General features: G+C 48.6%; 14 protein-coding genes and 2 tRNA genes. 7 read left to right on the forward strand and 9 right to left on the reverse strand.

From position 1 onward, the window contains the following. Nucleotides 1-123: 123 nt before the first annotated feature. Entirely contained in the window at nt 124-1,413 is a 1,290-nt protein-coding gene (locus H6F68_RS19035; protein ID WP_199300169.1) for a WD40 repeat domain-containing protein, read from the forward strand. A gap of 257 nt (nt 1,414-1,670) precedes the next feature. Here H6F68_RS19035 and H6F68_RS19045 read toward each other — a convergent pair. The 3 genes from H6F68_RS19045 to murA all read right to left on the reverse strand — a co-directional run bounded on the left by H6F68_RS19045 (nt 1,671) and on the right by murA (nt 4,168). Beyond that, nucleotides 1,671-1,752, reverse strand: a tRNA-Leu gene (locus H6F68_RS19045). Continuing rightward, nucleotides 1,731-2,606: a M48 family metallopeptidase gene (locus H6F68_RS19050; RefSeq protein WP_190561381.1), complete on the reverse strand. Its 876-nt coding sequence runs from the start codon at nt 2,604-2,606 to the stop codon at nt 1,731-1,733. The genes H6F68_RS19045 and H6F68_RS19050 overlap by 22 nt, the downstream gene beginning before the upstream one ends. 209 nt (nt 2,607-2,815) lie before the next feature. Next, entirely contained in the window at nt 2,816-4,168 is a 1,353-nt protein-coding gene (murA, locus tag H6F68_RS19055) for a UDP-N-acetylglucosamine 1-carboxyvinyltransferase (protein ID WP_199300197.1), read from the reverse strand. A gap of 234 nt (nt 4,169-4,402) precedes the next feature. Here murA and H6F68_RS19060 point away from each other — a divergent pair. Both H6F68_RS19060 and H6F68_RS19065 read left to right on the forward strand, forming a co-directional pair. Next, nucleotides 4,403-4,486 (forward strand) — tRNA-Leu (locus tag H6F68_RS19060). A 330-nt stretch (nt 4,487-4,816) separates the two neighbouring features. After that, the gene (locus H6F68_RS19065; protein WP_190561383.1) at nt 4,817-5,620 is read left to right on the forward strand and encodes an RNA methyltransferase; all 804 of its coding nucleotides are present in this window, start codon (nt 4,817-4,819) and stop codon (nt 5,618-5,620) included. A 30-nt stretch (nt 5,621-5,650) separates the two neighbouring features. Here H6F68_RS19065 and H6F68_RS19070 read toward each other — a convergent pair whose 3' ends face one another. Further along, nucleotides 5,651-5,896 (reverse strand): hypothetical protein, encoded by a 246-nt coding sequence (locus tag H6F68_RS19070; RefSeq protein WP_190561385.1) that lies wholly within the window; start codon nt 5,894-5,896, stop codon nt 5,651-5,653. Between the two features lie 386 nt (nt 5,897-6,282). On the opposite strand from H6F68_RS19070, the gene lpdA reads away from it, so the two are divergent. From lpdA to H6F68_RS19090, 4 genes are all read left to right on the forward strand, one after another. Beyond that, nucleotides 6,283-7,716: a dihydrolipoyl dehydrogenase gene (gene lpdA / locus H6F68_RS19075; protein ID WP_190561387.1), complete on the forward strand. Its 1,434-nt coding sequence runs from the start codon at nt 6,283-6,285 to the stop codon at nt 7,714-7,716. Nucleotides 7,717-7,811: 95 nt separating this feature from the next. Next, nucleotides 7,812-8,729, forward strand: coding sequence for an indole-3-glycerol phosphate synthase TrpC (gene trpC / locus H6F68_RS19080; RefSeq protein ID WP_190561389.1), 918 nt, complete (start codon nt 7,812-7,814; stop codon nt 8,727-8,729). A 166-nt stretch (nt 8,730-8,895) separates the two neighbouring features. Beyond that, nucleotides 8,896-9,147, forward strand: a complete 252-nt coding sequence (locus H6F68_RS19085; RefSeq protein ID WP_190434051.1) for a DUF5340 domain-containing protein — start codon at nt 8,896-8,898, stop codon at nt 9,145-9,147. 188 nt (nt 9,148-9,335) lie between these two features. Then, nucleotides 9,336-10,571 carry a hypothetical protein gene (locus H6F68_RS19090; protein WP_190561391.1) on the forward strand — a complete coding sequence of 412 codons (1,236 nt, stop codon included), beginning with the start codon at nt 9,336-9,338 and terminating at the stop codon, nt 10,569-10,571. 221 nt (nt 10,572-10,792) lie between these two features. Here the strand turns inward: H6F68_RS19090 and H6F68_RS19095 are convergent, their stop codons facing one another. From H6F68_RS19095 to H6F68_RS19115, 5 genes are all read right to left on the reverse strand, one after another. Further along, nucleotides 10,793-10,984, reverse strand: coding sequence for a DUF2949 domain-containing protein (locus tag H6F68_RS19095; RefSeq protein ID WP_190434047.1), 192 nt, complete (start codon nt 10,982-10,984; stop codon nt 10,793-10,795). Between the two features lie 582 nt (nt 10,985-11,566). Beyond that, nucleotides 11,567-12,130, reverse strand: coding sequence for a DUF192 domain-containing protein (locus tag H6F68_RS28570; protein ID WP_313930193.1), 564 nt, complete (start codon nt 12,128-12,130; stop codon nt 11,567-11,569). Nucleotides 12,131-12,233: 103 nt separating this feature from the next. After that, nucleotides 12,234-12,929: a response regulator transcription factor NblR gene (gene nblR, locus H6F68_RS19105; RefSeq protein ID WP_190561395.1), complete on the reverse strand. Its 696-nt coding sequence runs from the start codon at nt 12,927-12,929 to the stop codon at nt 12,234-12,236. 279 nt (nt 12,930-13,208) lie between these two features. After that, nucleotides 13,209-14,126 carry an NAD(+) kinase gene (locus H6F68_RS19110; protein ID WP_190434043.1) on the reverse strand — a complete coding sequence of 306 codons (918 nt, stop codon included), beginning with the start codon at nt 14,124-14,126 and terminating at the stop codon, nt 13,209-13,211. A gap of 402 nt (nt 14,127-14,528) precedes the next feature. Next, nucleotides 14,529-15,518, reverse strand: coding sequence for an SDR family oxidoreductase (locus H6F68_RS19115; protein ID WP_190561397.1), 990 nt, complete (start codon nt 15,516-15,518; stop codon nt 14,529-14,531). Nucleotides 15,519-15,661 lie beyond the last annotated feature (143 nt).

Consider the following 15,661-nt stretch of genomic DNA (forward strand, 5'->3'; position numbering starts at 1 on the left):
ACTGCGGAACGTTCTGAGGCGAGTTACCGTCTTTTTGACCGTTCAGTGCTTCATCGCTTGGCTTTCATTAAGCGAGCTCAACCCTAAAGTTCGAGCTGAATTGAAATCCAAGAAATTTCGAGCGTGCCTGAGCAAGAGCAACTGCCTTACGTTGAAGTCAAGCAGTGCTTGCAGACTGGGTTGGCTGCGATCGCTCAACAAATGGAAACTCTCAAAACCTTGAAAGTTGAAGCGCCAGGAATTCTTTCCGTTTGGGAAGACACCCTCCAGCTCATTGCCTCACTCAAACAATCTGCCCCAATATTCAGTCGAACTATGAAATATCCATCTCCTAGCTTTCCTCTGCGTGTATTTCTTCATAAGCGGTTGGCATTTTGGGGAGCAGTGGGTATTGGAGTAGTTTGCTCTCTACAAATCGCTCATGTGAGCCAAGCGCTGCCTACACCCCCTGTAACCAAGGTAGACGTAGCCGCTACTGTGACAGGCTCTTCCACCCCAGGCAGTTGGAAGCAGCCCCAGCTAGTCCGCACCTTGAAAGGGCATAAAGGAGCTGTGGATTCTCTGCTGTTTGCTTCTGATGGTCGAACCCTGTTTAGTGGCGGTAGTTACAACGACGCCAGAATTAAAGTGTGGAATCTCCAGCGCGGTCGAGAAGCGATGACGTTGCGAGTCCATCAAACGATGGTGGCAGCGCTAGCTATGACGCCAGACGGTCAAACGCTGGTTAGTGGTGGCACTGACTACATTCTGAATCTCTGGAATCTAAAGACGAAACAATCGAGCCGAATTTTCCTAGATCACACGAGCCATGTTCTGGCACTAGCGATTAGCCCCGATGGTAAAACTTTAGTCAGCGGCGGTTTAGATGGCATTAAACTTTGGGATTTACAAAGACAACGCCCACTGTCCACGCTCGAAGACGAGCGACATGAAGTGCATGCCCTAGCGATTAGCCCTTCTGGGCAATACCTAGCTAGTGGGGAAGACAACGGCGTTGTGAAGCTGTGGGACTTAGCTAGTGGGCAGCTCCTACAAACTCTCCCAGGTCATACAGGGGTTGTTAATTCTCTAACCTTTACACCTGATGGCACCTCGCTAGTTAGCGCTAGCCGAGATGCCACGATTAAAGTGTGGAATTCCGAAACGGGAGAGTTGCTCCAAACGTTGGCAGGTCATACTAATTGGGTCATGGATGTTGAAGTAAACCCAAATGGTAAAGTTTTAGCCAGTGCAGGGCGAGATGCTGTCAGACTTTGGAATCTAGAGACGGGGGAATTGATTAATACCTTGACTGAGCATGCAGATTGGGTGCAGTCTGTTGCCTTCAGTCCGGATGGTCAAACTCTAGCTAGTGGTGGCTCTGATACGTTGATTCAAGTGTGGCAAGATGGAGTTTTACCACCTGTTAAGTAGGCAGAACGAGCCATTAAGCTAGTCCTTAGGCACATAAAAAACAGGGAAGAGAGTTGATGTCTCTTCCCTGTTTTTTTTGGTTAGTTTGCTCTTTGGCATCATTTTGCTCTTTGAGCTTTCGCCGCAGCACTTGCATCTGCTTTTTGCGTTGTCTCTAACGAGCCGAACCGCCTTTACCCTTGGAGTTCCGACCTTCACGACGCGGTGACTCTCATCGTTTCAAACGTTGAGGCTATTTGGTACTTAGTGAAATGATATGGGCGGGGAGAGACTCGAACTCTCACGGCCGAAGCCGCCACATTTTGAGTGTGGTGCGTCTACCAATTCCGCCATCCGCCCTTGGATGAATCTTCACTATTATACTCATTTTTTCCGTTTTGCAACAGGGTTTGGTAAGTTTTACTTCCAGCCCAGCGATCGATCTCCCGCGCACGAATCACGGGGACTGGATGCGTGAGGGGTGCAACTTGAGCCTGCTTTAGTAATTCACCCAGATCACTGTTACTAACGTCATCGTAAGAACGCGCTTGAGCTAGAAAAGCCTCTAGGTTTAACTTAGATGCCAGCGTCGGCGATCCCCCAGTCAGTTTCATCAGCAGGGAAGCCACCACCTTCGGGTCTTGCGTGACTAAGAGAGCAGCGCGATCGCAAGTAAATTCAGCACAACGGACCCACTCTAAGATTTGGGACTGCAAGGTTTGGGCAATCATCCCGCCCAAAGTAGGCAGTTGTCCTGCTGCCAGCACCATAATGTTGGCTAAGGTTAAGTAAACCCCATGGTCACATTTTAAGTGCCCTAGTTCGTGAGCGATCACCGCTTGAATTTCTTCGGGGTTTAGTAGTTCTAGCAAAGAGGTATGAACTACGATGAAAGGCTGTCTCCCGCGAATCGCAAACGTGTAAGCATTGGGGACAGGGTGTTGCCGAATGTAGAGCTGAGGCAACTCCAGATCAAGAATTTTGCAAGCTTCGATCAGCAGTTGGTGTAAGTGCGGCAGTTGTTGATCGCTAACCAAAATGCTGGAGGCAATATTGTCAAGGTAAAAAACTTGTTCGGCTAGTGGCCCTAGCAAACTCCGAATCATCAAGTCCAGCCCAGGCAACTGCTTGAGGGCTCGGGTTGCTTCTAAATCGAGAGGATGACGGAATTGATCCGCCTTCAAGCCAATTAAAGGAGTCTTTGCAGGAGACATGCTGGGCAGCCACAAAAAAGTGAGGTTAAGGCAAGCGTCTAAGCAAGCCACACCACAAATACGAGTTGCATGGCGATCGCTTTACCACCGATGCTTCGCACCGATACATAGCTAGTATAACGAGATTGCTCCTAGCCTGCGGGTACAAGCTAGGAGCAATCAAGATCAACCTTCACTCAGTGCAACGGTAGTGCAACTATGGCTAGGAGTTAATTGGGCGCGATCGGTGTCAGTGGAGCTACCTCAGCCTCTGTAGTCGAGTCTCCTTGAAGACGCTGCAACTTCACCCCCAGTTTTTGGAGCTTCGTGTCGAGGTTTTCATAGCCGCGATCCAAGTGGTGTAATCCTTGAATCGTGGTTTTACCTTCTGCGGCCAAAGCAGCCACAACCAAAGCAGCTGATGCTCTTAAATCGGTTGCGACCACAGGAGCCCCAGAGAGCGTCGGGACTCCCCGAATCACGGCGTGATTGCCCTTCACCCGAATATCAGCTCCCATCCGATTCAGCTCAGCCACATGGCGCAGGCGGTTTTCAAACACCGTTTCTGTGACGATGCTATCGCCCTCACTGACGGTCAGCAAAGCCATAAATTGAGCTTGCATATCCGTAGGGAAACCTGGATAAGGCAGGGTCTCAATATCAGTAGCGGTCAAGCCATGGCCCGGACTGATCCGCAAACAGTTAAGTGACTCTGGAGTGATCAAAGCACCGATCGCCCGCAACTTGGCAATGGCAGCCGTCAAATGGTCAGGAATAACCGGAGAGAGGCTAATTTCAGATTGTGTGATAGCTCCTGCTACTAGAAAAGTAGCCGCCTCAACGCGATCTGGAATAATGGCATAGTCGGCTGAGTGCAGACTTGGTACCCCTGAGATCACGATAGTTTTCGTACCTGCGCCTTGGATCTTGGCTCCCATAGCGCGGCAGAAGTTGGCCAAGTCGATCACTTCAGGTTCTTGAGCAGCATTCTCCAGAATGGTTTCGCCATCCGCTAGGGTAGCAGCCATCATCAGCGTTTCAGTTGCGCCAACGCTGGGATAATCTAAATAGATTTTGGCTCCCTTGAGGCGGCGGCTGGGACCTTTAACGTAAGCATTGACTGTGCCATGCTCGATGTGGACATCAGCTCCCATCGCTTGCAGACCTCGGACATGCAGGTCTACCGGACGAGCACCGATCGCGCAGCCACCGGGCAAAGGAACACGGGCCACGCCTAAGCGAGCTAGAACGGGGCCAATAACAAAGAAGCTAGCTCTCAGTTGGCTAACCAGCTCATAAGGAGCAGTTGATTGGCCAATGTAGCTCGCATTGATATCGAGAACATCGCCCTGTCTTGTCAGTTTGACACCTAAGGATGCCAAAATCTCCCCCATCCGAGAGACATCTGCCAGAGAGGGAACGTTACGAAGACGGCAGTCTTGGGGACAGAGCAGGGCACCCGCCATCACAACGAGGGCGGAGTTTTTGGCACCGCTAATAGTGACATGTCCTTTGAGCGAAGATTTACCCCAAATCTGAAGTACTGACTTATCTTCTTCAGGTGAAGAATGGGTTTCTGGCAGTCCGTGAGAGGGAGTTATGGGCCTATCCTCCGAGTCAATTTATACTTTTAGAACTTACAAATTTGGTTTCGATTCTACCGGAAAGATTCCAGATGTCCAGAACTCCGATCTCAAGCGATGAAACAGTTTAGCTTGAACGAGCACTTTAACCTAAAAGAGATTGGCTCTGAGAAAGTTGACAAAGCTTCTGGATTTCACTACATTGGTAAATCGCAGTCCGTAGCTGCACCATAAGCGGAACTGGCGGAATTGGTAGACGCGCTAGATTCAGGTTCTAGTGTCTGCAAAGACTTCCGGGTTCAAGTCCCGGGTTCCGCATCTAAAAGCCAGTTATCTCGGCCCGAAAGGGTTACTTCAATCTGCATAATTTTTAAGAGCAAACCTCGTGAGAAATCAAGCGGTTTGCTTTTTTATTCTTCCCCAAAGCTGCTTTGCGTAACTGAGGCTTTGGTCAGATCTACTTATGGCTCCTTTACTGATTGTAAGAATATTTAAATGACCGGAGAATTATAGATTCTAATTCAAGGTTCAGAATCTAGGCGCGAAACAAGAAAGCAGTCCTGAAAACAGTGCGGGATCTTGGAGTTTTGCGCGCTCAGCAGTAGAGTGAAGCTGCTTCAACGCTACGTTATTCTGTGGCACAGAATTATGTTGACCAGTCTGCAAAATCCTCTCGTTAAGCAACTTCGTAAGTTACACCGGGCTAGAGATCGCCGGGAGCAGCAATTGTTTTTGCTGGAAGGCACGCACTTACTAGAAGAGGCTTGTGCCGTGAATTATCCGCTAGCGACCCTTTGTTGCACTCCAGAGTGGCAAGCCAATCATGAGCAGTTATGGCGGCACGTTAGTCAAACCGCCCAGCGCATAGAACTGGTTAGTCCTGAGGTACTGAAGGCGATCGCGACGACCGTAGAGCCTGACGGCGTAATTGCGACAGCCCAGCGTAAGCTAGAGCAGACTCAACTAAGCGAAATTACCAGCCTGGGTCTAGTGCTAGAAACCATTCAAGATCCAGGAAATTTGGGCACCATGATTCGGGCTGCCGCTGCCGCTGGGGCAGAAGGGTTGTGGCTCAGCGCTGACAGTGTGGATCTCGACCATCCTAAGGTATTGCGAGCTTCTGCGGGGCAATGGTTCCGGCTGCCAATGGCTGTCAGTACAGACTTGAAAACAGTCATTGCTGACCACCAAGCCCAAGGCATGCAAGTGGTAGCCACCTTACCAGATGCCCCATTAACTTACTGGGCAGCCGACTTGCGACAACCTACATTAATTTTGCTTGGTAATGAAGGCGCAGGACTCTCTGAGGAAGTAGCAGCTTTGGCAGATCAACAAGTCAAGATTCCTCTGAGTTCCGGTGTTGAATCATTAAACGTGGCGATCGCTGCGGCCTTAATGCTGTATGAAGCCCAACGACAACGAGGCTTCAATCCTAAAGCTCTTTCCAGTTAAGTAGATGAGAGGCAAGCTCAATGAGCTGCTTTAGCTTGAGCGTCGGGCCTCGATAAATTGTTCGATATCAGCGACTGCGGCTTCCCAATCAGCCAGAGCGGGCCGAGTTGGAGCCGCCTTAGAGTTGCTATTAGACACCGGAGCCACCTTTTCTGGCTGAGGCTGAGCCGTTGTGGCTGGTCTGCCCTCGGCTTGCAAGGTTTTTTGCAACTGATCAAGTGATTCAGCAAAGGCTTGGGCGGCGGCGCGACGAAGCTCGTTCTGATGCTGCTCCATTAGCTGGACTCCAAAAATTCAGAATCTAGGACTCAGACTGCTTGCCATCCTGGCCTTTAAAACGGCAGGGGGTCAAGCGTTAAAAGACGTAGAAAAGATATTAAATATGGCTGAGCCAGCGTTCTATTTGTAATTTAACTGAGGTCAAGCGACCGAGACTCTAGAAGTTGGCTGCTATCAGGGTGCCCAATTTCGTCGCGATCGCAGCATTATCCTGATTTATGGTTGAGCCTGCTGTGCGGCTTTGAGTAGGTGTTGTCTAATCAACCAAATCTAGTTGAAAATTGAATTAAGGATAAAGACAAAACGCTAAAACCAAGCCTTTAACTTTTTGGGCTTCGGGCATTGCGGTATGGTAGGAAGGTTTGCCTTTCCAGGAGAGCAAAGTGAGTCAGGGATTTGATTACGATTTAGTTATTCTCGGCGCAGGAGTTGGAGGACATGGAGCGGCACTGCATGCAGTGAGCTGTGGCTTGAAGACTGCCATCGTCGAAGCGGCTGATATGGGCGGTACCTGTGTCAATCGTGGTTGCATCCCCTCCAAAGCTCTTCTGGCAGCTTCGGGGCGGGTACGGGAATTGCGCAATGCTCATCACCTCAAGGCAATGGGGATTCAAGTCGGTGAGGTTGAGTTTGATCGCCAAGCGATCGCCGACCATGCCAACAACTTGGTCAGCAAAATTCGAGGCGACCTCACCAACAGCCTGAAGCGCTTGGGTGTGGATGTGATTCAAGGCTGGGGTAAAGTAGCAGGCCCACAGAAAGTCTCGATTGAAACTCCGACTGGTGAAAGAGTAGTCACGGCCCAAGATGTGATTTTGGCTCCTGGCTCTGTGCCTTGGGTTCCGCCTGGGGTAGAAGTGGATGGCAAGACCGTGTTTACCAGCGATGACGCGGTCAGACTCGAATCGTTGCCACCTTGGGTCGCCATTATTGGTAGCGGCTACATTGGTTTAGAGTTTTCTGATGTTTACTCAGCTCTAGGCGCAGAAATTACTCTAATTGAGGCGTTGGATCAGCTGATGCCTGGGTTTGATCCAGATATCGCCAAGTTAGCGCAACGGGTGCTGATTGCTCCCCGCGACATTGAAACCAAAGTTGGCATGCTGGCGAAGCGAGTGATTCCTGGTTCGCCAGTGGTGATTGAGCTGGCCGATGCCAAAACCAAGGAAGTGGTTGAAGTGCTGGAAGTGGATGCTTGCTTGGTGGCAACTGGGCGCATTCCCGCCACGCAGAATTTAGGTTTAGAGGCAGTTGGTGTAGAAATCGATCGCCGTGGCTTTATTCCCGTGGATGACCGGATGGCAGTGTTGGTAGATGGTCAACCTGTCGCTCATTTATGGGCGATCGGAGATGCCACAGGCAAGATGCAACTCGCTCATGCAGCTTCGGCTCAGGGAGTTGTCGCGGTTGAAAATATTTGTGGTCGCGATCGTCAAGTGGACTACCACAGCATTCCTGCGGCTGCCTTTACCCATCCTGAAATCAGTTTTGTTGGCATGACCGAACCCGCAGCAAAAGCCTTGGGAGAAGCAGAAGGGTTCAAAGTAGCAACTTCTAAGACCTACTTTAAGGGCAACTCCAAAGCCCTGGCAGAAGGCGAAACAGAAGGTGTTGCCAAAGTGATTTATCGCGAAGATACAGGCGAAGTTCTAGGTGTACATATCTTTGGCCTGCATGCTTCTGACCTGATCCAAGAAGCCGCCAACGCGATCGCTCAACGGCACTCCGTCAACGATCTGGCTCACATGGTGCATACTCATCCCACACTTTCCGAAGTGTTAGATGAAGCCTTCAAGCGAGCGGTAGCAGCTCACTAAAAGGTGACCTAACCCCAACCCCTTCCCTACTAGGGAAGGGGAGCTAGATTCAAAGTTGTATTTCTCGTGTTTGGCTGTTCTTAAATTAATTTCCAATGCAAATTCGTCGTCGTTCTCCAAATCCCGCAATTGCAGTTCAAGAATTGCGCTATCAGGTTGCTGTACCGAATGCAGCTCCGCGCCACATTTTGGAGGAAATTGTTTGGCATAAGGAAGTTGAAGTAGACCAGATGCGGGAGAAGCAGCCTTTGTTGGAGCTGCAAAAACAGGTTCTAAGCGTTGCTCCGCCGCTCAACTTTGTGGAAGCAATACGCCAAAGCCAAACTCACCCTGCGGTGATTGCGGAGGTCAAGAAAGCATCTCCGAGTAAGGGCGTGTTGCGGGAAGATTTCGATCCAGTCGCGATCGCCCAAGCCTACAAAGCAGGCGGAGCTACTTGTGTCTCAGTTCTAACCGACCAGAAATTTTTCCAAGGTAGTTTTGCCAATCTTGCCAAGGTCCGGGCTGCAATTGACCTGCCTCTACTCTGCAAAGACTTTATTATCTACCCGTACCAAATCTACCTAGCTCGGTGCCACGGCGCAGATGCGGTGCTACTAATTGCCTCAATTCTCTCGGACAAAGACTTACAGTACTTTGTCAAAATTACAAATGCCTTGAATATGACCGCTTTAATTGAGGTGCATACCTTAGAGGAGTTGAATCGAGTTCTGGCATTAACAGGTGTCACCCTAGTTGGCATTAACAACCGCAACTTAGAAAACTTCTCCGTTGACTTGCAAACCACTTGTCAACTCCTTACAGCTCGCAAACAGCAACTTCAAGAGCGAGGTATTCTATTGGTGAGTGAGTCAGGACTGCATCAGCCTGCTGATCTAAGCTTGGTTGCTGAAGCGGGGGCAAAAGCAGTTCTAATTGGCGAATCTTTAGTTAAGCAAAGCGATCCAGCACAGGCTTTACGGCAGATGCTAGCATCATCCGCAGCTGTGCCAACCCCAGAAGCAGCTGTATAAATAAATCATTGGCTAAATCAGGAGAATGGCTTCGGTCTGGAATCGATGACAAAAACTTCTGATTTAGTGGCTGAATCTAAGAAGAGTGTTCTCACAGTATTCTCCAGCCCTATTTGCCTGACTAGGTAAGTAGAGTAACCCATTACTTTAAGGTAGATCAGCCTACATGGAGCCGATTCCTCTTCCTTCCCACGTTCATTATGAGTTGCTACTACAGCTGCTAGAAAGGCAAACGATGTTTGCTGTAAAACAAAGGTCACTTCAAAGTGATCAAGTCCACGAACTCATTAGCACTCTGCGTAAAGCACTGTCCCAGCAAAAGCGATTGGAAGAAAACTGTCAACGTGCTAACCAGCCGATTGAATATCGCTGGTCTCTCAATAATATAGAAGCAGAAAAAACGGCTCCATCTGAATAGCCTTCCTGAAAAGCCTTCAGCGATTGCCAAGGAATGTAATCCATTGCTGACGCGAAACAGAGTTCCTCAAAACCGATCCTGCTTTGTTTCTGAAGACCTATGGTGCCTTGTTGCTGTAAAGGTTATTCTATTGGCTAGTTTGTCTTGCTGAGTCTGTGGGGCAGTTATTAATGCTGGGGGGGTCCTGAGTGTCGGAACCGGACTTAGCTGCTGGTCATGAGTCAACTCCTGAAGAACTTCAACCCAAGTGGGAGCACGAGCGCCAAACCTTACTGGCTGAGCTGGAGCAACTACGATCGATAGAACACAACCGCTTAGAACGGATTTCGCTCCTAGAGCAAGCGCTTGACCAAGCGCTAACGTCTTTGAACGACCTCACGTTGCAAATGAGGGACCAACAAGTCTTAGAAGACCAGTTAGCAACTACAGAAGAATTTTCCCATGTGCAGCAACAGGCGATTACTAAGCTCAAGCTCCAGCTAACGCAGCAAGAGCAAATCCTGGAAGCTCGTATTGCTGAGGCTCAGGAGCAAAATCAAACGTTTCAAGAGCTTTTAACCGCCACTGAGGCGATCGCCCAAGCTCAGCAAGCGGAATTAGAGCGATTGCGAGTCCAAATTGTGCAAGACCGCTCTGAGATGCAGGTACAGCAAAAACGTTTAGAGAAGCAACTCTGCGATTTGCAAGGAGCCTCACAAGGCCAACAGCAGCATGTTTTAGAAATGGAAACTCAGGCATTAGCGGCCCGCACTCTGGCAGCGAGTCTAGAGGTGAAACTAGCTGAAGCGCAACAGCAAATCGAAAGCCTATATGCCAACCTAAGTCAGCGTCAGACAGCTTTTTCTGAGTTAGAGATGCAGTTAGATCAAGCGCATTTAGCTTTGGAGGAGCATCAACTATTGCTGCATCAGATGCAGCAGGCTCAAGCCCTCTTGGCCGAGCAGCACACAACCATTGCCACATTACAACAAGATTTAGTCACAGCTCACGGCAAGATCGAAGAACTAGAAACTCAGATGGCTAAACAGGTTATGCTGCAAGCTAAGCTGCAACAGGCAGGCCAAGAGCGGGAGGCAGAGCGCGATCGCTATCAATCACGGGTCTTAGGCTTAGAGCAACAAGCTGCCGAAATGCAAGAACAAATTCTCAAGCAGGCTCGGCAAGCCAATGAATACGAGACTGCTGTTCAGCATTGGAAAGATCGGTGTGCCGAGAGCCAACGCCAGGCGCTACAACTAAAAGAACAGCTAGCAAAGCGCTCAGAAGATTGCCCAGAGGATTTATCAGAGCTACACACGGCAGAGCCAGAGCCAGAATTAGCTGAAACGTCAGAGCCGATGATTTCTAACCCGACCACTTCCTCTCAATTTGGTCGCGGTTTGAAGGTGGACCTACCTGCCTTCTTGGCTCGACGGCAGAGCTAAAAAACTTTTTGATCCAAGTTTTCGTAAGCCTTCATTTCGTAATATCGATTAAAAAAGCGAGTTCGTGAACCCGCTTTTTTAGTGTTATTCAAAGTAGAAATTATCACTTGGGCTAAACAGTCTCGCCAGGAAGTTGGTTGATACAGCATCATTTCAGGAGTAGGGGATTTTTGCTGAACCTTCACTCACACAACCTACAGGGGTGGTGTTGCGGCAAGACTTCAAGCAGCCTCCATCCAATCGAAAATGCGCTCCAGTTGTTCTAGGGTGACTAAGCCATACTGCCAAAGAATCATCGGCAAAGGCCCTGGATCTTGCTCTCGGTGACGGAGGGCGATCGCGATCGAAGCAGCAGAAATCGACAAATCTTCTTGGAGGAAGCGAATAAAGCGTGAATACGTTGCGGGTGCCATAGTGACCTCAATTTGTTAAATCCAATTTTGTATGGTGAGAAATAAAGTTTTTGAAAACGAGTAGGCACTCTTTAATCTGTCCATTCCCTAAGCAGGGACTTTCTAGAAAGGAGACCAAATTGCTCCACGAGCCAAATTAGCTCCAAGGGTTGCTGTACCTTGAAACCAATCTTTGCTGGGTGAAGTTACCTTTACGATCCCCAGCCAGGGTGAATAGCTAACTAAGCTGATCAACAGCTTGGCTCGATAGGATTACTGAAATCTCCAGCAATCTAAAGGAGCAGGAAGGTTTCTGACTTTAAGCTTCTTAGCCTAAACGATTAGCCCTTAAACAGCTTCAACTTGCTTCTCTCACACCTACATTGCCCTCTGAGAGAGTACCTAAAAAATACTTGATTGTTGCTAGGTAAAGAGTAAAGAACTCGTATAGAACCTATGAACTTTGAGACAAGTATTTTTTACTTCATTAGGCTAGAAGAGCAAAAATAACAAATTCCTCAAACTTTGTATAGCGTATTATCTCTTGATGTAATGAAACTTCAATGATGATTGAATTGAGAGAATTTTTGTAACAATCCTGATCTAGGATTGCGTGGTTGGACGGGTATACCCAGGCAGAAATTGTAGGTTGATGCGATCGCCTACCTTCAGACCCAGTTGAGCCGCTCGACCACCCCGTAGCTCAATCACTTGGTCAATGATGATGTTAGGGCCAGGACCATAGGAAGGGCAAGGATCAGCCTTGCAGGGTGGGACTTGAGCTTGAATTGCTTTTATCTCACCCTTATGCAAAAAAACCATATCCAACGGAATCAAGGTGTTTTTCATCCAAAAACCTACCGACCGGGGTGGATTAAAAGGGAATAGCATCCCGCCATTTTCGGCTAATGTTGTCCGATACATCAAACCCATCGCTTGCTGCTGGCGAGTTTGAGCCACCTCTAACTGAATGACCTGCCCTTTAATTTTGGTTTGAGCGGCGATCGGCAATTGCTGGCCCATATTCTGCTTAACTTGACCTACGGTTGGCTGAATAGTAGGCTGACGCTGAGCTTGTCTTGTGGGTGCAACTGTAGAAGAGGGTGCTGCACAAGCTAACAACAAACTACTTAAACCGATAAATATCAATTGAGACCCAAACTTCACGGCGCTGTATTCCTGCGGGACCTTATGAGCGGAAAATATTGTTCGTTTTAGCTGAGGGCTTGCGAGGTGCGGCAGCCCCACACATAGCTTTAACTCGTTTGTCTTACGCTTCTCGAAGAACATAGCCAACACCTCTCACAGTCTGAATCAAACGCTTTTCACCCTCATCCTCGATCTTCAGGCGCAGGTAGCGGATGTAGACTTCAATGACGTTAGATTCTCCCAAAAAGTCGTAGCCCCAGACATTCTCTAAAATTTGTTCACGGGTCAAAACTTCTCGCGGGTGCTCCATTAAATATTTGAGCAATTCAAATTCCTTCATGGTGAGTTCAATGGCTCGACCATTACGAAGGGCTCTACGAGTAGCTAAATCTAAGACTAATTCACCAAATCGTAGCTGCTCGGTGCTATGCGTGTCAGGTTGGAGATAAAGCCGCACTAACTTTAAAAATTCTTCTGTACGGTAAGGCTTAAGGAAGTAATCGTCTGCTCCTGCCTCTAAGCAGGCTACGCGGTCATCTACCGCATCACGCGCCATTAACATGAGTACTGGCACCCTAGCCCCTGTATTCCGGAGATGATTGCATAGCTTTAAACCTGATTCTCCTGCCAGCATGCGATCGATCACAACTAGAGCCGGTTGCAATGTGTGGGCTTGATGCAGGCCGCTGGTAGCGTCATGAACAACCACAGCTTCATAGCCAGATTCCTTTAAATCAAGCATGACATGTTGAGCTAAAGCCTCATCTGGCTCAACTAGCAAAATGCAAGGACTGCGGTCAGAATTAAGAGTACTCATGACACCTGATGAGAGAGAAGTGAAGTAGAGAGCTTTGGCCGTCGTACCCCTAGGGGCTTCAACTAGCAATCAATACACTCACTAGGTTTGCTGATAGATGAAGATGATAGATGAAATAGGCTTTGCCCAACCTCTACAGGTACCTACTCAATCAGCCGAAGGGCTACAAAATGCCAGGGCAACCTGCGAAGGAGTGAGTATTAATACTTTTAACGTGCTTCCCTTGTTGTAGCACGTCCGTCAGGTATCGACTCTCCACTACGTGGTCAGAAACGATGATTAAGGCAGTTCAACCGAGGTGGGCTTGGCGATGTGAGGCAGTCCCCAACCAAGCTTTTCTCTGAGTAAATGGAAGAACTCTGGCTGTTGCAAGCGGATGAAACGAGCTGAATATTGCGATCGCACCATCCGGACTCGATCCTCTGGCAAGATATAACATCCTGCGTTGCCATCCACCACCATCACTAACCGATTTGGGTTGGCAGGAAAAATAGTCACAGGTTCGCTATCTGCAAAAACGAGGGCCCTAGAAGCCAACGAATGGGGACAAATAGGAACTAACTGCAAAACCGGGACACCTGGGGTAATGACAGGACCGCCCGCTGAAAGAGAATAAGCTGTAGATCCGGTGGGTGTGGAAACAATGATGCCGTCTGCGGCAATATCTACCGGGGCGTGCCGACCAATTTCGATTTCAAAGTGGCACATACTGGTCAAGGGTTCTCGATGCATGACCATTTCATTCAGGCACAGAGCTTCCCACAACAAGCGATCGCTGCGAAAGACTTGAACCGAGAGCATCACCCGCTCTTCTACTTCATAGTCACCCGCTAAAACCAGCTCTAAGGCTTGCGGCAAATAATTTAAGTAGGTTTCAGTGAGAAACCCCATGTGTCCGGTGTTAACGGTCAGTAAGGGGATATGGCAAGGAGCAATTTGTCGAAAAGCTGAGAGCACTGTACCATCGCCTCCCAAGACAATGGCAAAGTCCATCGTTTCATCAAACCCATCTGGAATCAGATGCTCAATCGGGGTATGACAGATCGGCCCTTCTGGTCCAGAGCACCCAAGAATTCCACCAGCGCCAGTAGTTGAGCAAACCTCCCAACCAGTTGCGGTGAGCTTGTCCTCTAGCTCCTCAGCCATGCGACAAGCAATAGGTTTGATGTCGTTGTAAATAATGCCGACTTTGGGCACGCTTAAAATCCAGCTTATAAGTCAATTTAAGGGGTTAGGAAGAAACTCAACTGCAACTATTATCTACGACTGATGCGAGACTCAATCCATTGCAAGGCGGTGAATGGAACCTGTAATCTTTCACAAATCAAGATGTTGCAAGCCGCGGCTTTAAGAGCCTATAGGCAAAGCTAAAAATCCATCTTTAAGGACGGAGGGGCTAAGCTTTTGAGTTTTCCAATAGCTCTAATGGTACCAGGTTGGTCACCGTAGGAAGTAGACCTCTCAAGTAAGCCACTGCATCAGAGCAACCAGTTAAGTCGATAGCAATGGCTAAAACAATGATTGGTTGCGGCTTTCATACATTTTTTTATAGTCCAAATAACGGACTAAGAGCAATAGGCGCTGCTGTCCTGATGCCAGTTATTTGAAAAAGCCAGACTTGAAGGCTGTCTTTTTATTGGTTTGTTTAGTAGCTTGGGTTTGCTCGTAGTCCAATTCCTTTAGCTTTTTCAAGATGCGACTGAAGTAATCTTGCAAGTAAACTTCTAGGGTTGTTGTCTCTTGAGGATCGATCCCAAAAGCACTGTAGGTCTCGTCCATCGAAGCTTTGAGCGGTTTTCCGGTTGCCAAAACTTCTGTGAAGGCTAAGCGATCGGCTAAGTTCCAGCTCCACTGGAAGAAACGAGCGCTCCGGCGTACCGAGCGCAACAGCCCCATCGGCATCCGAGTGATTTTTGCTTCTTTTCCAGACAGGCGTTCGCAAAGCCGAATAATTTCGTAGCTGCCCCAAGCCCGTGAACCTACTATGGGAAACGCCTTCTTTTCGGTTTCTGGGGCGGAGAGGGCTCGGATCGCAAATTTGGCAATATCTTGAGTGTCCATATAGGCAATGGGCGTGTCTTCTCCAGTCACCCAAACTGCCTGCTTTTCCAAGATTGGAATGGCGTATTGCCCGATTAACCCTTGCAAAAATCCGCAAGGCCGCAAAATTGTGTAGTTTAAGCCAGATTCAGCTAGAAATAGCTCGGTGCACCGCTTGATTTCCATCAATGGTACGTCTGGGTACTGGTCGGCATTCAAAATTGAGAAAAAGATAAAACGCTGGACGCCAGCTGCTTTAGCCGCTTGAATTAAGGCTACTTTTCCTTCCCAATCGACTTGCTTGATGCTCAGAGAATCGGTAGGACGGCTCGTGGCAGCATCGATAACGGCTGTAACGTCTTTAAGCGCTGGGATGAGGCTCTCCGGTTCACACAAGTCTGCTGGGATGAGTTCTGCTCCCCACTCCTTCAAGAAAGCTGCCTTCCTGAGACTGCGAACCAAGCAACGAACTTGGTGTCCCTCATCAAGGGCCCGACGAGCTACTTGCCTTCCCAAGGTACCAGTGGCACCGACAACTAATAACTGCATGAAGGGTGAATGATAGTTTGTTAACTTTTTATAAGATATTATCAGAAATTGTTGGTTTCTTGACAGCGATTACAATTCGCTATCTCAATGGCATCGTCTACCCTCAACGTATGAGGCCATTTTCAGGGCTCAGGAGCTGATAA

Source organism: Trichocoleus sp. FACHB-262, from assembly GCF_014696035.1.
Lineage (GTDB): Bacteria > Cyanobacteriota > Cyanobacteriia > FACHB-46 > FACHB-46 > Trichocoleus.